Origin of the sequence: Puia dinghuensis (genome assembly GCF_014642875.1) — a bacterium.
Lineage (GTDB): Bacteria > Bacteroidota > Bacteroidia > Chitinophagales > Chitinophagaceae > Puia > Puia dinghuensis.
In genome coordinates this window covers 146,539-167,270 of record NZ_BMJC01000001.1, presented here as the reverse complement: position 1 = coordinate 167,270, position 20,732 = coordinate 146,539, and the positions used below count along the sequence as shown (strand labels likewise).

General features: G+C 49.5%; 11 protein-coding genes. All 11 read right to left on the bottom strand.

From position 1 onward, the window contains the following. Nucleotides 1-1,225, bottom strand: a 1,225-nt coding sequence (locus IEY39_RS00550) for a family 43 glycosylhydrolase (protein WP_229688705.1), incomplete at its 3' end; no start/stop codon positions are given. A gap of 5 nt (nt 1,226-1,230) precedes the next feature. Beyond that, the gene (locus IEY39_RS00545; protein ID WP_188927465.1) at nt 1,231-2,823 is read right to left on the bottom strand and encodes a GH39 family glycosyl hydrolase; all 1,593 of its coding nucleotides are present in this window, start codon (nt 2,821-2,823) and stop codon (nt 1,231-1,233) included. Further along, the gene (locus IEY39_RS00540; protein WP_188927463.1) at nt 2,820-4,304 is read right to left on the bottom strand and encodes a cellulase family glycosylhydrolase; all 1,485 of its coding nucleotides are present in this window, start codon (nt 4,302-4,304) and stop codon (nt 2,820-2,822) included. Before IEY39_RS00540 ends, IEY39_RS00545 begins: the two co-directional genes overlap by 4 nt. A 15-nt stretch (nt 4,305-4,319) precedes the next feature. Next, entirely contained in the window at nt 4,320-5,804 is a 1,485-nt protein-coding gene (locus IEY39_RS00535; RefSeq protein WP_188927461.1) for a glycan-binding surface protein, read from the bottom strand. 24 nt (nt 5,805-5,828) lie between these two features. Beyond that, a complete protein-coding gene (locus tag IEY39_RS00530; RefSeq protein WP_188927459.1) occupies nt 5,829-7,409 on the bottom strand; it encodes a RagB/SusD family nutrient uptake outer membrane protein in 1,581 nt (526 codons plus the stop codon). 26 nt (nt 7,410-7,435) lie between these two features. Continuing rightward, nucleotides 7,436-10,630 (bottom strand): SusC/RagA family TonB-linked outer membrane protein, encoded by a 3,195-nt coding sequence (locus IEY39_RS00525; protein ID WP_188927457.1) that lies wholly within the window; start codon nt 10,628-10,630, stop codon nt 7,436-7,438. 157 nt (nt 10,631-10,787) lie between these two features. Further along, a complete protein-coding gene (locus tag IEY39_RS00520; RefSeq protein ID WP_229688704.1) occupies nt 10,788-12,962 on the bottom strand; it encodes a beta-glucosidase in 2,175 nt (724 codons plus the stop codon). Nucleotides 12,963-12,983: 21 nt separating this feature from the next. Further along, nucleotides 12,984-14,831, bottom strand: coding sequence for a cellulase family glycosylhydrolase (locus tag IEY39_RS00515; protein WP_188927455.1), 1,848 nt, complete (start codon nt 14,829-14,831; stop codon nt 12,984-12,986). Between the two features lie 17 nt (nt 14,832-14,848). Next, a complete protein-coding gene (locus IEY39_RS00510; protein ID WP_188927454.1) occupies nt 14,849-15,664 on the bottom strand; it encodes a hypothetical protein in 816 nt (271 codons plus the stop codon). Between the two features lie 31 nt (nt 15,665-15,695). Continuing rightward, nucleotides 15,696-17,294, bottom strand: a complete 1,599-nt coding sequence (locus IEY39_RS00505) for a RagB/SusD family nutrient uptake outer membrane protein (RefSeq protein ID WP_188927452.1) — start codon at nt 17,292-17,294, stop codon at nt 15,696-15,698. A 16-nt stretch (nt 17,295-17,310) separates the two neighbouring features. Further along, nucleotides 17,311-20,643: a SusC/RagA family TonB-linked outer membrane protein gene (locus IEY39_RS00500; RefSeq protein WP_229688703.1), complete on the bottom strand. Its 3,333-nt coding sequence runs from the start codon at nt 20,641-20,643 to the stop codon at nt 17,311-17,313. Nucleotides 20,644-20,732: the final 89 nt, after the last annotated feature.

Here is a 20,732-nt window from a genome sequence, read left to right as displayed (position 1 = left end):
GGTCTGCTATAACATCGGCGCTATCCGCCAGGATCCCTGAACAGGAACTATTATTATAAAAAAGCACCAGCCCCGCGGTGGCATTCCCCTCGATGGTCAGCTCCACCTGGGCCGTATATGAATGGTCTGAAGGAATGCATAACAGCGGGGAACAGTCGCCGGCACTCCGGCCTTTACCTTTGATAACCAGCCAGTGATCGGCAAATTCGTATCTTCCCGTATCATCCGCGCCGAAGAATTTCCAGTGCGGCCTCAGGGCAGGCCCTCCTAGATTGTCGCTCAATGAAAAAGCCTCCACCTTTGGTGCACCCAGGATGCCTCTTACCGGCCCGCTCGTCTTTACTCTTTTGGTGACCCTAAACCAGCCGTTTTTGGTCCACTCCACAGGCTCCAGCAGCGTTTGACGCCCCATGTTGTAATGCCCATTCTCATATCCATGGCATACGATCCACCATCCTCCCCTGGCGTCCTCGAATAAAGTACCATGCCCCTTCGACCACCATCTTTCCGATCTGTTCCAAGTTCTTTCAATGGGATTGTACGGCGAATTCTCCCAGGGGCCGAAAGGAGACTTCGAACGTGCGGATACGATCATGTGGCTGGTAGCAGGCCCTGCCGTTCCCCCTTCCGCAACCGTCAGATAATAATAATTACCCCGCCTGGTGATCTTCGGGCCTTCCAGGCAAAAGCATTCGATACTCCATTCGCGGGGAAAGACCCAGCCGTTATATACGTGCGAAAGATCGCCGGTGACAGTGAGTCCGTCATCGGACAAAGGGACATACCCCCCGTTGCTGAAATATAAATAGCGTTTATTATTCGTGTCGACAAAATGGCCCGGGTCGATCCCCCCGATCTTCAGATCCACCGGATCGCTCCATCTGCCGCCTATCGAATCCGCGGTGACGACATAGTTGGTATTATTGGCGGGGAAATAGATATAATATTTGTTCTTATATTTAACGAGGTCGGGCGCCCACACCGATCCTACGTATTTGTGCAGGGCATTGCCCACCGGCGTCCAATTGACCAGGTCCTTCGATTGCCAGATCAGCAGACCCGGATAATATTCGAAAGAGGAATTAACCATATAATAAGTGCCGCCGTCCCGCAGGATGCTCGGGTCGGGGTAATCCCCGGCGAAAATGGGGTTGCTGTATTGTGCGCTGCTGCCGGTGGCCAGCAGGGAAAGAAAAAATAGTACAACAGTTGCTTTCATCGTCATAATCTTTAAAGTTTGATGAGGTTCAGCAAGAAAACATCGTTCTCTCTGATCTCCCAATCTTTCACAAAAGGAGCTCCATTCCTGATTTCCACTATCTCCTTCAGGATGGGGGACCCATCGTTCAGGCTCTTTATCGCTTCCACTTGCCGGCTGCTGAGCTGCGCCGGCCTGCCGAGTGACAGATAGGTAGAATATGCGTCATTGCACTTATACCCCACCCTATACAATTCCAGCGAATACATTCCGGCGGGCACATTTTCAACCCGGACCTTCAGTTTGCCTTTGGGTTTGGCCGGCAGGTCCCGTATGTAGTACTTCTGGTTGTGTACCGAATCCCCCGGATGCGTATTGGTAAAATCCCAGATCAATGCCTGCATATTGCCCGCGGAATCCCTGCAAAGCCAGGAAGAGGAATCACTATTTTTCAATTCCATATCCCCCAATTGGTTCATGAACTTGTAGGCGTAGAATACGGGTTTATTGATGCCCTGGATGGTCAGCATTCCAAAGCCTCCGTGAAATGGCGTAAAACGAGGGCCCGGCTCTTCAAAAATATCCGTGAAGACCCAATACGACATGGAATTGGCGGCCTTACCCACCTGCTTCAGCTTTTGCAATACATAGGAAGCCTCGTGATAGCTATCATGAAGGGGGTCGGCAGGTGTATACGACGAGCTCCACTCCGTATAATGCAGTTCCAGCCCGGGCATCGGCGAATGCGCGATCTCCCTGCGGGATTGGATCACATCCCCGCTGACGCTCATAGGATTCTTATCCAGTACGGTGCCTGAATTGCCGAATTCGTCCAGGTATCCCTGCTTTACGCCATAGGAATGGGTGCTGATAAAGTCCAGGGGCACATTATTCCTGTGACAATATTCGATCATCTCCGGCTCCCAGGCAGCGCCGGCAGTTGCAGGCCCCCCAACACGATAGGCCGGGTTGACGCTCTTAATGGCTTTAGCGCTGTACGTATACAGCTTAAAGTAATCTTGCTGGGTGCCGGCCCAGAAACCGTCCAGGTTAGGCTCATTCCAAACTTCAAAATACCAGGTCTTTACTTCATCGGCGCCGTACCGTTCCGTAAAATGCAGGGCAAGGTTCCTTACCAACGCACCCCACTTTTCGTAGTCTCTGGGGGGAGTTACGTTACCTCGCCACCAGAAGATGGTCTTGCTGCCGCTGGCAAGCCCTGACGGCATGAAGCCCAGTTCCACAAAGGGCTTCATGCCGATGCTGTGTAAAAAATCGAATAAAACATCGATGTACATGAAATTATAAACTGGTTTTCCATTCTTATCTTCCTGATAAACCGCCATATCATCCGATAGAAGCCCATGCATGCGGATGTATTTGAACCCACATTCTTTTCTTACGTAGGCAAGCTGCTGTTGCCAGTCGGCCCGAAGTCCTTCATTAGCCCTTCCGGCGCCGACGCATTCATTGAACATAGTGTTGAACTTCCCTTCCATCCTCGTGAAGTCGGCGCTTATCAGCCGCTGTGGCATCTCCGGGCCGCTGAGCTTTGACTGTTGGGCAATTGTCGGGCCTGAACAGCAAAAACTCAGCACCGCCATTGACATAATAACTTTTCTCATAGCCCCGCACCCGCTTTTAAAGAATCCAAAGCTTGCTGATCGTATACGACGTTGTTCTTCCGGTCGATGAGATCATAGTAAGCGTCCCAAAGGAAAGCCGGGATCCCATTTGCCCTGGCGGCTTGTGTAAGATATCTGAAGAAATGCGATCTGGAATTCAAGGACAGGACAGAATCCTGTGGATGACCCGTCAGCGTGGCATTATGCCGCGCTGCATCAAATTCACCAATCAAAAAGGGTATATTGTTATTTATAAACCTTCTTTTCACATATCCCAACGAACTATCGACATATGCCTCTTCGGTGTTTGCTGTAGCATTCCTTGTAATGTCATCTGTTGAGTGGTAGTTGGCGCCCCAATAACACCATTCCGGTCCCCAGCTGGCATCGGATGTCAATAGGCAGAAATTAGAAGGTGTATACCAATGCACTTCCATTATCAGCTTGTTCGGCACCTTATCCACCGGCATCCCCGGTACGGCGGTGAAATAATCAGCCAGATCGATAGAGGTGCTCGGCGCCTGAATTACCAGCGTGCGAAAAGCATTTTTTCCTCCAGTGGAGCGAACGGCATTAATAAATATCTGGTGATAGTTCTCCAGCAGCGTGCTGGAAGGCAGGTCGGTAGCATTCGGTTCATTGGCGCTTCCCAACATCAGATGTTCATCAAAATCCCGCATCGCCGTAGCTATCTGTTCCCAATAGGCTTTTTGTTTTGCTTTGATAGTATCCAATCTCGCGCCGGTGGCGGTACAATCCAGCCAGCCGTCATTAACATGGTCATTCAGCAAAATATACATGCCGTCATTAATGCAGTATTGCACTACTTCTTTGACCCTGCGTATCCAGGCAGTATCGATGGCCGCTGTCTTTTGATCGGCATGTTGATTCCATGCACACGGGATCCGGATAGCATTGAACCTGCTGTTCTTTACCAGATCGATGAGTGCTTGTGTGATTACGGGATTTCCCCATCCTGTTTCACCGCCAGGGGCTTCCAATGAATTGCCGATATTCCATCCCAATTTAATATTTCCCACTATTTGAGCAGCTGTACTACCGGTGCCTGTTCCATCGGCGGCAATCGGAGATGTATTGTAAGATGGAAAAATTGGGGGAAGCTGTATCACTGTAATTCGCCTGCTTTCACCGTTGGTTAAATTTACAGTTAGGAGAACCGAACGGCTAATGCCCGACAAATTAGCCGCTGCCGTTAAGTTGATGGTCGCCGCACCACTATTGCCCGATGTCTGGCTTAGTTGAAGCCATCCGGCACCGGTAGTATCGACACTCCATGCGGCATTACTATGAAATGACAAAGCTACGGTTCCGCCACTTTCCGGTATAGTATCCGATATATTGGTAAGCGTGATCGGTGACGCCGCCGTTTCAGCTTTCCTGCAGGAAACAGCAACTAAAATCGCCATAAATAGCCCAAACGCTTTATACAACATCTCCATTCTCATTACTACAGTTTTCATATTCGCTTTGCTTTATTATTTAATTTGTACGACTCTTAAATTATCAAAGGCCCCATAAAAGCCCGTGGGTGTCGAAGAGGTGCTATAGTTATGTATATACATAGTGCACTCGCTTTTACCAGTAGCCCCCAATAGATCGGCAAAACTGGATATGGAAGCCCCTTTACCATCCCCGAGCGTAGCGTCTTTTGCCCGGAAGGATGTGAAAGGCATGGTTACCGTGATCCATCCTTTTGTAGCATACGGCGCCGTGGCGGTTGAAGAAACCTGCCACGGTTCCCATCGGGCGACATAGGTGCCGAGTGTGCTTTGAATATCGATCGTGCCGCCATTCCAGCCATTGGGGATACTTGCTTCAAATTTAAACGCCCACTTACTGATCGAGTCGCCAAGATGGGCTGCCGGCACCCACTGTGTTGAATTCATGAGTATCGCATAATTAGAATACGTATTTCCTTCGCCACTGGCCAGGATGTTTGTCTTCAGCACCATGTATTGACTTGAATTACCCTTAAAATCAGGATTGTATGGTGGCCATCCGCTGCTTGGATTACCGCAGTACAGGCTGGCGCCACCCCACCACTTCCAATTAAACACGCCACTCCATTCCCAATTCGATATCGCGCCTGTCGCAATATCATTCACGTTGTAAACAGTCGCTGTTGCGCCGAATTTTGTCGTAATGGACACGGGCCCGCTTTGCGTCAGCGATGGCAAAACAAAACCGACCGAGCTTCCATCACTGGAGGAAGCAAATGAAGTAATGGTGGTACCCGCAAAAGACAGCGATTGAATATTCTTAAGATACGTACCATAGATATAGACCGAATCGCCGGGGTTGGCATTTTCATTGGAGACACCGCTGATAGTCGGAGTTGCTACAATTTTAAAATTAGCCGTGCCGCTCCGGGTGGTTATTGTTACCTGGTCGGTGGGTGTTTGCGCAGGCATGACAAAGCCAAGCGAAGTTCCGTCGCTATTTGATCTAAACGATGAAATGACAGTCCCCCCATATGAAAACTGTTGAACCAATACCAGGTTGGTACCGAGAATAAAAACAGAATCACCCGGGTTGGCAAAGACATTGGATATGGCGGTAATAGTCGGCGCTGCCGGACCTAATTTAAAAGGAAACGTTGTCGTACCCGCCGGTGTTATATACCTTACAGTATAGAGCTGATTGGTATCGATCGATGAGAACAGTATGGCAGGTATTTGTACTACTGCGCTGGTCGATGCAAATAAAGCACTATTGAAAGCAGCCGGTACTCCATCAAATTCTATCTGGATTGGATTTTGTAAATGCACCCCCGTTATAACCACCCATTGGCCATTTGCCACAAGGCTGGTAAATACTGTATCATTTGGTGCAGCAACATAGTTCCTGACGCCTGTGATGACAGGAGGGCTTCCGGCATTTTTCTTACAAGCCGGAAGCAAAGCAACCGTCATTATAAAAAGCGGCAACAAATACCAGCGGCCATATGAAATATTTTTCATAATAATATATTTTAGATGTTTAAATTAATAATAGGCCACCGGCGGTTGGGCCAGTTTCGGATCAGACGTCAGCTCCGATGCGGGTATTTGTAAGGTAAAGGCGCTGATCGTTGCAGGAATAATAGCTGGACGAGTGGTAGTATCTGCCTTGGCTACACGAGCAGCAGGATCATAACTAAATGTCATCCGCTGCTGATTATTGATGATACCGACCGCTTTTTGCGGATTATAATAAGAAAGCCGCACCAGGTCGAGCCAATATTGTCCTTCAAAGGCAAATTCGACCCTTCTTTCCCGAAGCAGGGTGTCGATGTTCAACATTGGAGCAGGATCTACACCGGCTCTCGTTCGCACTTTGTTAAAATACAACAGGGCATCAGCGTCGGTTGTGCTGGCATTGTTGCCCAAAATGGCTTCGGCATATACCAGGTACACATCGGCCAATCTGAGAATTGAATTGTGTTCGATGGACGACCAGATATCCATTGTCGGCGCATTGTTATCTTTTTCGTTGCCGATGATGTGCTTTTTCATTGACACTGAAGTCGCCTTATAGCCGCCACCTGCCGCATTCAATTCGGGATAATAATCTCCATTCATCATGAAAGTAGCTATTCGCCGGACTGTATCTTTCCATGTATAGTTCTGGTATAAGTCGTAGGTTGGCGCTAAAGGTGTCCATGCACCCGTCTTTAGAGGATTTATGTCGTTGCTGGGCGAATAAGTTAGCCAATCGTTGCCATTGCCATAACCCACCCCTGCTGTCCACTGAAGGGCAAATAGCGATTCCGGATTATCGTTGTATTGCGCCCTGAAAAGATTATAATAGCTGGGAAGCAACGACAATCCGCTGTTCTTACACACATTGCCGGCATATTTTACGGCGCTGTCGAGTAAAGCCTGATCGCGTACGCCGCCGCCACTTTGCCCCAAACCCGCCGCCGTCAGATACACTTTGCCGAGCATTCCTTGCGCCGACCAGGTAGTTACCCGTCCCGCTACATCGGCATTGGGAAGGTTTTGCGCTGCAAAAGTCAGGTCATTGGCAATGAATTTATATACGTCCGAAACGGTATTCCTGTAAACCAACGGTTGTTTGATCAGTTTACTATTATCCTCGATAATAGGCACAGCACCCCACAACACTGCCAGATGGTAGTACGCAACTGCGCGAACGAACTTTGCTTCGCCGATGGCTGCATTTTTATCGGTGGCGGAAATAGATGAAGAGGCCTGTTGTTCTATCGCATTGATCACCGTATTACATTGCGCTATCACATTGTACAGACCTGTCCAACCACTTGACACAATGCCATTCTGCCCTGTTATAGTACGTGTATACAACTGAACCAGGTCGCCATACCACGGGAAATAAGCATTTCCGCTCATTACGTCGCCAAACGGCAACAAAGCTCCATTGTGCCATTGCCACCACTCCGAACCGCCATACAGGCTGGCCGTAGCAAGCCGCAGATCGGATGTGGTTTTGTAAAAAGTAGCAGAACTTATCTGCGAGGTCGACGGACGATCCAAAAAGCTCTTTTTGCATCCCGCCGCTGCTGCCGCCAATAGCAAAAAGATCGTTATTTTATTGATCGATTTCATAATAATGCGTTTTCTTAGTGATTGCCTTATTTAGCAAATGTGATGTTTGCACCAACAGTATATATTCTTGACTGAGGGTAATATCCCTGGTCCCAACCTGCCTGGAGGGGATTCCATGATCCGATCTCGGGATCCATGCCCGAATATTTGGTAATGATGAATGCGTTGGACACAGTAGCAAATACCCGGAATGTCTGCAAGTGCATTGCCGACAAGACAGTTGGCGGCAGTTTATAACCCAATGTTATGTTTTTGCACCGCAGGAATGAACCGTCTTCGATAAACAAATTGGAAGAACGGTTATTACCGTTGGTATTATCGTTCCTCAATCCTACAACATGCGTATTCGGGTTGGTAACATATACATTGTTGACATCGGATGCAGAGCCATTGGGGTTTATCAAAGCCAATCGTGCATAATTCAATACCGATGAAAAATAGTTGGTATTATTTTGCGAATTGGTCTGGGCTACGGCCAACTCATTGAATATCTTGTTGCCGACGCTGCCGCTAAAGAAAATATTCAGGTCGAAATTTTTGTAGAAAAAGGTATTATTGATCCCGAATTGGAATTTGGGAATGGGAGAGCCCAAAAAGGTCTGGTCTTTTGTGTCGATAACACCGTCGCCATTCAAATCCTTAAACTTCCGGTCGCCGTACCAGATCCCCCCGCCCGCCGGAGAAATCGGATAAGCCTTGCCACTCTGGTCGACCGGCAGGGCATGCTTTTGGAAATCTGCTGGTTTTGCAAATATTCCATCGAATATATAGCCATAAAACTCGCCGATGGGCTGACCCACCACCGTCTTTTCGACGATATCGTTGATCACATAGGACTTTTGGCTTAAGTTGGCCTGATCTCCGGCACCTAAATTGAGTACTTTATTGATATTACGCGATACGGTGACATCGGTTTTCCATGTAAAATTTTTATAATTGAGGTTGGTAGAACTGATCCTGAAGTCGAACCCTTTATTGCTGACAGCACCGACATTGACATAGGGCGCCGCCATCGATCCCGGGGAATAACCGGCGGAAGTACCGGAGTATATCGGCAGCGGAACCTTTAATAAAAGCCCGTCCGTTTTACGGTAGTAAGCATCTACTGAAAAACTTAGCCGGCCATTAAGCAACGTTGCATCCAGGCCTGCATTATAGTAATTTGTCTTTTCCCATGTTACATTGGGATTTGCGAGATTGCTTTGATACTGTGCTATACCCGACAAGCCATTAGCCACTGTTTGGAGTTGCGTTACGAAGGTGTTGCCCGGTATGCCCTGGTTGTTGGTAAGTCCATAACCAAGCCTCAATTTCAATTCATTAATAACAGTTATAGGTTTCAGAAACGCCTCATTATTGATCTTCCAGGCAAATGCCCCCGAATAGGTAGTAACCCAACGGTTACGGGCCGGAAAATTAGATGAACCATCGTTCCGCAGATTACCGGTGATCAGATATTTATCATCCCAGGAAAAGTTGATGCGACCGAAATAGGATTCCTGTGAAGAACCGAGTCCATTGTCGCCCGAGTTTTTGGCTGTGGTAGCATCGCCGGCATTAAGGGCCTGCACATTGTTGGAAGGGAAATTCGATCGTTGGCCACCGGCATTTTCGAAATTGGACGACTGCGCTTCATGCCCTGCTAATGCATTGAGACTAAAATTACTGAAATAGTGATTATACGTCAGGTAATTGCGTATCACCGTATAAATGTTCTGGTTGATAGCCGTGGAGCCGAAGTTGGTGCCATTAACAACTTTACCAAAAGTATACGTAGGCGTAAAATTATCCTGTGTATTAAAATCGAAATTGCCGGATACTTCGTTTCGCAATGACAGATCTTTATAAAATTGTATCTCGGCATACACATTGCCAAATACCTGATTTCTCTTCTTTTGGTTTTTGACAATTTGTGCTATTGCCACCGGGTTGACGACCCCACTCACCCAGCCGCTGGTGTTGGTTACACCGCCCCAGGAGCCATCGGGGTTCTGTACCGGAACATCGGGTGTAAGATTCAGTGCAGAGCTGATCACGCTGGAGGCAGTCGTATTCAGATTTTCGTAAACATGCGCCAGTTGAAGACTGGTTCCTACTTTTAGCCAATTGGTGGTCTTATTATCCAGATTCAGCCGCACCGAAAATCGTTGAAAATCCGAGCCAAGCGCCATTCCTTGTTGCTCGAAATAAGAGCCCGATAATAGATACTGGGTCTTGGCATCACCACCGCTTACAGAAATGGTATGATTCATTTCCGGTGCTTTCCGGAACAATTCTTTTTGCCAGTCGGTACCGGCGCCTAAGTATTTCGCATTCGCAAATTCGGGTCTGGCGCCGAAGCCCCATACTTGTGCCCGGTCATTAATAAAAGTGGCAAACTGCCGCAGATTCATGGTCGGGAGTCTCTTGGGTAACTCCTGGTATCCGGCATAGAGATCATAATTTATCTGGGGCGCCGCTGCTCTGCCTCTCTTCGTAGTAATTACAATGACCCCATTGGTTGCCTGCGACCCGTATATGGCAGTCGCAGAAGCGTCTTTCAGCACATCTATCGATTCTATTTCAGCAGGATTGATCGTGTTTAACGGATTAGAACCGCTACCAGGGTCGTTGACGGGAGGAATAATAACCCCATCTATAACATATAACGGTGAATTGGAGCCACTTATCGAAGACACGCCCCGTATTTGAATGGATACGCCGCCGCCGGGTTGTCCCGACACCTGCTGTACCACTACGCCCGCGACTTTTCCCTGAAGGGCCTGATCGAAAGTTGCCGGCTGGGTCTTCATCAGCTCCGCGCCGGAGAGAGAAGAAATCGACCCGGTCACATCCCCGCGGCGAACCTTTCCATACCCGATGACAACGACGTCATTCAACTTGCTCTTATCCTCCACCTCGAGGCGGACGTTGATCACCTGCCGGGCGCCTACCCTAATCTGCTGGGCTGAGTAGCCCACAAAGCTGATAATCAACACATCACCTTCTTTAGCGCTCAGACTGTACAGGCCGTCTTTGTCTGTCTGCGTGCCCGAAGTGCGCCCCTTGATCATGACAGTGGCGCCCTGGAGGGGTTTGTCGCCCGGACTGACCACTACTTTACCGGTAATTTGAAGGGAGGAAGGCGGAGCCTGTGCATTTCCGCCGGTGCAAAACAGGAGAAGGATGAGCGCGCACCACACAAAGTAAATCGTCGCTCTTTTGAGAGTCTGCTTTTTCATACGCAATCGTCTTGATTTTAATTTAAGATCGGCAACCAATGCAAAAATAATTTGATATATGGACAGACAGGGTACAGCAACTAGCAAATGAAGGTGTTCAATCGTTGCTGCCCACGGTATAATTCTGTTATTTTTAGGGTAAAATTGGTTTAAACGCCTAATTTATCCGGACCACCTTTGTAATCCGGATATCATCGGAAGCGCTGCCACATAGAATGGTAAAAGCCCCGGGCTCGAGCACCCACCTGTTTTTCAGGTCGTTGTAATACTCGAACGATTGCCTGTTCAGGGAAATGGTCACTTTTCTGCTTTCCCCGGGCCGAAGAAATACCTTTACGAAGCCTTTCAGCTCCTTTTCCGGTCTTCTTAGTTCACTTACATTTTCCTTGACATACACTTGCACCACCTCGGCCCCCGCTACCCTACCGGTATTGGAAACCGTCACGCCAACGGTAGCACCTTGTTTGCCGGCGGTAACCTGCATGTCAGAGTAGCCAAATGTCGTATAGGATAGACCATGGCCAAATGCAAATTGCGGCCGTATCTTCCAGGTATCGAAATACCGGTAGCCGACAAATATGTCGTCGGTATAATGCACATTGACGGAATCCCCGGGGAATTGCCCCAATGCATGAGCCGGGCTCTCCGCCAGGCGCCGCGGGAAGGTCATGGGTAGCTTTCCCGAAGGGTTTACCACTCCGAACAGTATCTCTGCCAATGCATTCCCACCTTCACTCCCCGGATACCAGGCCTGTATCACAGCCGGCGCCTTTTCCACCCATGCCGTCATATCTACCGGTCCGCCGCCCATCATTACGACCACCGTCCTGGGATTGGCTTTCAGGACGGCTGCAATCAGCTGGTCCTGTCCAAACGGCAGGGTCATATCGGGCTTGTCGGTTCCTTCGGCATCAAAGGCATTATCCGTCCACGAATAGTTGTTGTAACCATGTGTCCAACCGCCGGCGAAGACCACTACGTCGGCCCTCCGGGCCGCCGCCACTGCCGAGTCGATCAGTTCCTGGTCTATACCCGCATTTTTGACGATCGCATAGCCCGGCGAATACGAAATATCGACCGCATTGCCCGCAAGGTTTTTTAACCCATCCAGCAAGGTGATCTCATACCTGGTCCGCACCTGCGAGCTCCCCCCTCCTTCCGATTGGAGCCGCACCGCATTCGCTCCTATCACCGCCAGCTTTTTTATATCCGATGCCTTCAACGGCAGGAGATGATCATTCTTTAAGAGCACAATACCCTCTTCCGCCACTTTACGGGCAGTTGCAAAATGATCTTTCGTGCTAAAGGCGCCTGGTTTTCTGCCGCCAAATTTGTGGATCCTGTACATCACATACAAGATGCGCCTCACCTTTTCATCAACCAGCTTTTCGTCGATCATGCCCTTCCTAACCAATGAGATCACCGTATCTCCCAAAAAGAATTTGTCATAAGCCCTTCCCATGAGATCGGTGCCCATTTCAAGGTCGGTGCCGTTCCATAATGCTTCCTGCGTATTATGCACCGCACCCCAATCGCTCATGAGAAGGCCCTTGAATTTAAATTCTCCTTTTAGAATGTCATTCACCAGGTACCGGTTTTCGGTACACCATTCGCCCCTGAACTTATTATAAGCCCCCATTACCGAATACACTCCGCCTTCGGTTACAGCTGCTTTGAAACCGGGCAGGTATATTTCACGCAAGGCTCTTTCGCTCATGATGACATTCACCCGCCCCCTCTCCGTTTCCTGGTTGTTGGCAAGAAAATGTTTAACACAGGCCGACACATCCTGGTCCTGCACCCCTTTTATATAGCCTACTGCCATTCTCGAAACCAGGTAAGGGTCTTCACTCTGGTATTCGAAGTTCCTGCCGTTCAGCGGCGAACGGATGATATTGATCCCCGGACCGAGTATAACATCCTTCCCCCGTGCATTGGCCTCGCTTCCCAATACGGCCCCATAAGCATAGCCCAGCGCCGGGTTCCAGGTGCTGGCGAGACAAACGCCCGTAGGGAGATAAGTAGCGCTGTCATCCACGTGATCGTTATCCGTCCGCCAGTCGCGGCCATGTTCCATGCGGACCCCGTGGGGGCCGTCGCTCATGGTCAGTTCGGGTATACCCAGCCGGGAAATGCCGCCGGAGGTGAAGGAGGAATTAGCGTGCAGCATTCCTACCTTTTCTTCGAGGGTCATTTGCTTTATCCGCGCATTGATCTGTCTGTAAAGCGTGTCGTCGGTTTGTGCCGGTTGTGAATATGCCGCGCCGGCGTCCATGATGAAAGCAAATGCCAGCAGCAACGCCGGCATTGCTTTTCTACACCTATAACTCATTACCTATTGCGAGATTTTTAGTTATTTGGAAATCTTTATCACTGTAAGCATTCTCTGTCCGTTGACCCCGTAGATCCTGATGAAATAGGTGCCCGTGCTCAACGAAGCGCCGATGAACATCGACTTCGATATCGCGGCATGTTCGATGAGTTGCACCTGCCTGCCCGAGAGGTCGACGATCGCGATCTCTTTTACCGAGTCGGGGTTGTCCAGCGTCAGGTGCAGGGTGGAGGTAAAGGGATTCGGGAAAGCCTGCAGCCCATTACCCGCCGGTTCATTCAGTTGCCTGCCCATCTGCCGGGAGGTCGATGTCACCGTCGTGGCTGACGGTTGTATATGCCCGACGGTACCGAGCGTCCATTGCTGGGCCGTGCTGCCACTCCCCGTCCACTGGCCCAGGTTGGACCCATTCGAGTAACTGTACAACCCATCGATATACATGCCGGTGGCCTTGTTGGAAAGGGTAAAGTAATTTCCGGCCGGCTGGATCAGCCATTGCTGCCCATCGCTTCCGCTGTAACTCCACTGCCCGCAAGTCGAGCCATTCGTCGTCAACCAAAAGCCATCGAGGTACAGCCCCGTCGCCTTATTGATCAGGTTCACATACCTGCCGGCCGGCTGCAGCAGCCATTGCTGTGCATCACTGCCGCTGTTGCTCCACTGTCCGCAGGCCGAGCCATTGGACGACCGGTACATCCCGTCGACCAGCAGCCCGCTGGCATTATTGGTCAGCGTCACATATGCGCTACCCGCCCCCTGGTTCATGGCATCGATGATCCCCTGGTCGAGCACCGTCGGCGTGCTGCGGTTATAGATACCCAGATTGATGTCCCAGCAGAACGGGACGAGGCCCCTGGCCCTTGCGGAGCTCACCACATACCGGTACCAATACTGGCGCGACGCATTGTGAAGCGTCTGATCCGACGGCGGGCTCAGCGTCCGCTTCTCGGCGGCGAATTCCCCTATGATCACCGGGATCCCATTGTTGACGAATTTGGCCTTCATCAGCGAAAAACACGAATCGACATAGTTCTCCTCGCCCCAGGTGGCATTGCGGGTGACGTCAGTGGTGGAATGGTAGCCGGCGCCCCAGTAGTAGAACATATTGCCCCAGCTGGCGTCCTGCGTCATCAGGCAGAACTGATAAGGATCGTAATAATGCACCTCCACCATCATTCTGCCGGCGATCTGATCCGTCGGCAGCGTATTCATCAGGGTATTGGTGCGCGATATACTCGTTGCGGGCCCCTGGACGATGAGCGTACGGGAGCTGTTGTTGCCACCGGTCGCCCGAACGGCGTTGACGAACGTCTGGTGGTACGATAACAGTACCGACATCCCCGTCGCGTCGGATACGTTCGGCTCGTTGGCGCTCGCAAAGAGCAGGTGCTGGTCGTAATTTTTAAAATAGTTGGCGATCTGCGTCCAGTAGCTGTTTTGCTTGGCGTTCACCGACGCCTGCGCACTCGTCGTGACATTATTCTCCAACCAGCCGCCGTCCCAGTGGATGTTTATGATCACATAAAGGCTGTCGTTTATACAATAGTCCACTGCCTGCTTTACCGTGGCCAGCCAATTGGGATCGATGACGCCGTTGGTCGCATGACAATCCCAGGCACAGGGCAGTCGTACCGTATTGAACCCCGAAGCCTTCACCTGGTCGATCAGTTGCTGGGTGGGTGTCACTCCACCCCATGCCGTTGCACTACAAACCGCTTCAAGGGTATTACCGAGATTCCAGCCGATCTTCATTTTCGCAGCAATGGACTGGGCGGTGGGCAGTTGAGCCAAAGCACTTATGGAGAATAACAATCCCAGTGCACCGAAATACAGGCGCATTAAAGTCCCCCGGACATATTTTCTTTTCATGGTGCAATCGTTTGTATTTAGTGTGTAGTATAGTAATCCTGGCTCACGTAGTTGTAAATACACCAATCGTTGGCATCCTTTAAAGCAATAATTTGCAGGCCATCGGCCGTAAGTGATTTTATGCTCATTTTTGCGTACCAGTTGGCAATATTGGGGCCCTGGGTTGGATCATGGATCAGCTCTGCTCCAATGGTGGCCAGCTGGTTGGTGTTCGTATAGAGCATAAAATGGCCATTGGCTTGTCCCAGGGGCAGCATCTTATTGTTGGAGCTAAAATTTGCATTCCCTATCAGATCAAAAGTCATGGATCCGTAATCACCCACGGGGCAGATCCAGGAAGCCCACCCGGCATCCCATTCCCAACCCGTCCCACCGAAGTAGATAGGCCCGTTGAATAGTTTACTTGTGCCCGTAGGCGTTATGTCCAGGACCCAGGTTTTCGATTTCCCATATCCTCCCGTAAGATTGACCCACGGAGTGGAGCTCACAGCCGTCGCGTCCAGCGTATTTATCGTTACGGTAGTCGTGTCGGCCTGGACGAACCCACCGGCGCTCTCCACCCCATAAACAAATTTATATGTCCCCGGAAACGGAATGTTGACCGTATCCTTCACCCGCTGGGATTGACCGAAAGGCGTAACCCATACAGGAGTAAGGTTAGGCGTCAAACTGGTCAAAACGATATTATTAGGATTTGCCGACGAAGGCGCAATGGTGAAGAACAAGGCGCTTTTACTGGCCAATGCACCCAATTCATATTTCTGCTTGGTGCAAGCCGAAAATAGCAGTGCGGATCCAATGAACACGCAGACACTGTTAATTATATTTTTCATGTTTATGCTATTTTAGATAGTTAGATGATTATTACCACCCGGCATTTTGCTTCAATACCCCTGACGACAATGTAATTTGATCGACAGGTATTTGCTGGAAACCACGGGTAGCAGTAATATTAGCCTGCAAGGTCGCTGCGGACGGTGGGGCGCCCGTGCCATCGTTGATCAGGGACACCGTAGTATTAGCCGCGATGGTAGATGCAGCTGTGGCAAGACCCTGGCGTAATACATCCCAATACCGGATACCTTCCCCTGCAAATTCCAGCCTGCGTTCAGCCAGGATTTGCGCCTTGGAAACGGAAGTAACAGCGGCGGCGGAAGGAATTGCCCGCTGGTGCACCTGGTTGAAATAGCTTACGGCATTGGGGCTTCCCAATTCAGCTGCCATCAATAAAACATCCGCATACCGGATGACGAAATAATCCTGGTCCTGCGCGACCAAATAGTTGTTGGCGGGTAAGGGGTTGTTCAGGGAGTCACAGATCGGGCTGTATTTCTTCATAAAATAGCCTGTGTACTCGCGACTGTCCGACGCCTTGGTGTAAGGCAAATGTTCCCCGGCTATCGATATAAAGGAAGCAAAATACCTGCTATCATTGGTCTGGTCAAACTGTGCGACCAGGTTCGGGTCCACCGGACATGCTCCCCAGCCATACCCATAGGGGTACATGCTCTGATCGCGCTCGCCCATCATTACCAGCCAGTCGTTGCCTGTGGTATTTCCATTATAGTCACCCGTAGATGAATATTTGATCGAAAAAACCACCTCTTTGTTGTCTTCGCCCGCATAGGTAACTTTTTTGGCCAGGGATGCGGCAGGCCAAAGGGTAGTAAAATTAGTGACCAGTCCATGCCCACTGTGAGCGATCACATCCTCGACAGCGGCCAATGCGGTAGCGGCCGTTTCATTACCGATGGTAGCTTGTCCGTAGTAACCCGAATAAAACAAGTAAACGCGTGCCAGCATAGATTCCGCCGCCCACTTGGTCACCCTCCCGTTGGGCACGCTCGTATAAGGGGCGGAAGGAAGGCTGTCCGCGGCATAGCGCAGATCGCTCATGATCTGTGCATACGTCAGCGCAGGGTCGGACTGGGGCACGTTTGCCAGCGAGGGCGTCGTCAGCAATGGAACCTTCTCGAATAGCCGGGCCAGATCGAAATAACAGTAAGCACGGATAAATTTAGCTTCCGCCGTGTATTGCTTTCTCAATAAACTGCTGTCGCCCCAGTTGATCTGATTCATATGCTGAAGTAACGCATTACAGCGATAGATGGCCTGATAATAACCTTTCCATCCGGCACTATGAATAGCGACGTCCGAGGGTGAAACGGTTTTATTGAACTCATCCAGCATTTCCCATCCATATCCGTCCGAAGCGCCGGTGCCGCCAAAGCCATCGTCGGAAAAAACCTCCATCATTGCAGGGAGTTGCTCACCGTCATAAATTACATCCAGTCCGTTATAGCATCCTACCAGGGAGGTGAAAGCATCGGCAGGTGTTTTATAATAGGAGACATCGGTCTGCGAGGCGGAGGTGAGTTCGGTGGTCAGGTATTTCTTACAGGAATTCAGCGCCAGCATTGCCAATGCCATAACCCCAATCGTTATACTTTTATAGCGTTTCATGTAGTTTTTTTTGCGATTAGAAAATAATATTAACCCCAACCATCGTCTTTCTTGGACGGGGATAATATCCCAAATCAACACCTTGTCCAAAGGAATAAGCTCCGCTGGCATCGCTCGAGGAATAGCCTATTTCGGGGTCCATCCCATTGTATTTTGTAAAAGTCACCAGGTTTTCAGCTGCCAGATACACGCGGAATTGCGTCAAATTTTTCCATCGCACCAATTTTGCAAAGTCATATCCCAGTGTAATGTTCGAGACCCTCAAATAGCTGCCATCGTGAATATAGAGATCGGAGAACTCAGCCCAGTTAACATTGTTTTGCGTCACCCGGGGCATTGAATTGGAAGTCCCTTCTCCATGCCAACGGCTCAAAATAGCTGTGGTCCAGTTACCAAAGGCGCCTAAATCTCTGTAGGATTGAACGATCTTATTTCCCGCAACGCCGTTTGTGGTTATGGACAGGTCAAAATTTTTATAATTGCCGGAAAACCTTATTCCAAAAACATGGTGTGGGTTTGGATCGCCGATATTTGTCTTATCGGCGGCAGTAATGGTGCCATCACCATTCAAATCCACATATTTTATATCACCCGGATGGGCGTTGGGTTGAAGGGGGCCGTTTTTACCCCTCCATGCCTGCACATCCGCCTCTGTTTGGAAGATGCCGGCAGTTTTATATCCCCAGAAATACCCGATGGGGTTTCCGGAGGATGCACGGAAAAATTCGGGGGCATTTACAAACAGGCTGTTCGAGCCGCCATGAATGATCCCATCCGCCGTAGGAATATTATTCACTACATTTTTGTTATAGGCGTAGGAACCCGAGACGGAATAGGAGAAATCCCTTCCAATCCTGTCGTTGTATGATAATTGGAGCTCTATTCCTTTATTGGTAACATTTCCCCCATTGATGTATGGGTTTGTCGATACCCCTGCTGTCGCGAGCAAGGGCGCTGCCACCAACCAGTCCTTCGTTATTTTATCGTAAAGATCGATGCTTGCAGTTATCTTATTGTCGAGCATTTGGGCGTCAATACCGATATTGGTTTGACGGGATGTTTCCCATTTGGTCTTTCCAACACCGATGGTGGAAGGATAAGCACCATTGGTTAAGGCCGTATTGGAGTTCCCAAAATTATATTGAGCATTTGCCAGGCTGATCAGGGACAGGTAATTAAAAGCAGTGATGCCGTCGTTACCATTTGACCCCCAACTTGCTCTTAGCTTCAGGAAGTTCAACCAGTCCTTCGTCGATTCCATGAAAGATTCGCTGCTGGCCACCCAACCTACGGACAGCGATGGAAAGTATCCCCATTGATGATCCTGGGCGAACATAGTTGAACCATCTGCCCGGAAAATGGCGGAAGCCAGGTATTTTTCCTTATACGAATAATTGATCCGGCCGAAAAAAGAGGCCTGCGCATACACGGCATTTGCGTTTCCATAAAGTGACATGCCGTGCGTTACCGTTTGCCTGTTGGCAGCAGTCGTATCGGCACTCATCGATATAGTTGTAACATTTGACGTACTGAGATAACCGCGGTCAAAAGTGCCGAATAATGTGGCCCCTGTATTAGTTCCACCCACAAACGATCCCTTATACTTACGAACGGCACTGCCTGCCAAAAAGTCAAATTTGTGGTCTTTTATTTTAAGGAGGTAGTTGACCGTATTATCCCAATTCACGGTATATCCCTGGGAACTTCCCTGAGTAATGCTCTCGTACTTATTAAAAGCGAATACCGACAGGTTCGCATAAACCGGAAGATAGCTATGATTCGCTGAGGAAGAATAATTCAAACCGAAAGAAGTCCTGAATCTTAAATTTTTCACCGGCTGTAATTCCGCATACACATCCCCGAACAACTTTTGCGTCTTTGTATCATTTTGATTGTTGTAGACCATCAATGCGTAAGGATTCGCTTCGTTTACGTTCCATGGGCCACCGTTATATACTTTAGAATTAAGGCTGCTCAGAAAGTTTCCGGCTGAGTCGTACATGGCCAGCAGCGGACTGGTTTGAAAGGCGCTGCGCAGGGTGTTGCCATATATTCCACCATCCTGAATACCGTATTGATCAATAAAGGAGAAAGTCAAATGCTCGCCTATTTTCAAAGCTCCGTCATACAGCTTGCGCTCGGAGTTGGTGCGGAAGTTGTAGCGCTCGTAATTGGAAAGTTTTTGCCCGCCGACGATACCACCCTGCTGGGTATAGGACAGCCCCAATGAATAGGACGAAACATCCGTCCCACCATTGGCAGATAAGTTATAATTTTGAACCGGTACATTTTTGGCAAACATCTCGTCCAGCCAGTTCGTTCCTTTGCCCAGCGCATTGATTTGCGATTGAGTAAAAAGAGGGGCGAGCCCTGAATTGAGTGCGGCCTCATTTTGCATAGTGGCGTATTGTTCCGCTTTCAGGAGATTTGTTTTCGGAGGAGCGTTTTGGTAACCGTAGTAGGCGTCAAATGAAATTTGCCCATTGTTCTTGGCACCCATTTTCCCGCTTTTGGTGGTGATCAACACGACACCGTTGGCTCCATTGATCCCGTAGATGGCGCTTGATGCGGCATCTTTTAAGATATCGACCGAAGCGATGTCGGAAGGGTTCAAATAGGTGATATCGCTGGATATTACCCCATCTACCACATACAGCGGATTGGCGTTTCCGATGGTGCCGACCCCGCGGATATTTACTTTAAAACCGCCGCCGGGCTGTCCTGAAGTCGATGTAATATTAACCCCGGCCGCCTGCCCCTCCAATGCTTGCAAGGCATTGGTGGTGTTGAGTTTAGCAAGGTCTTCGCCTTTGACGTGGGCGGTGGCTCCCGTGACTGCCTTCGACTTTTGTACCCCATAACCGATTACTACGACATCATCCAGCTTTGCAAAGCTTTGATCCAACCGGAAAACCAGTTGGTTTGTTCCCGCCTCTACTTTAAGCGTTTGTGAAACGTGGCCTACGGAACTGATCTCAAGGGTTTCACCCGTTTTAGCCGTAACAGTAAATACGCCGTTGCTATCGGAAGTAACGGCATTTTGCCTGCCCTTTACGACGATCGAAGCATTTGCAACCGGCTGCCCTGTACTGGCATCGGTTACCCTGCCTGTTATTTTTCGTTCGTTGGTCTGCGCAAAATTGTGAGCGCTTAGAAGCACCAGCATCAGAAGCATGAGGATTGGTTTTGCCCACTTCCGTTTGATTTTCTTTTCTAGCATAAACAAGCAATTTTTGGTTAAATGAATAGACTGGCCATAATGAAAGGTGAGGGTAGAAAAGCAGTATTGAAGGTCGGGCGCCAGGGGAAGGATGGAGCCTTCTTTGATCAGCAGCTTTGGGAGGAACATAGCAATCGGTTGTAATTCCTGTAAAAATAGATCGCCATGCCCTGATGGAGGGTAGTCAAACTTGCAAATCAAGTGGTTGGATTGTTATC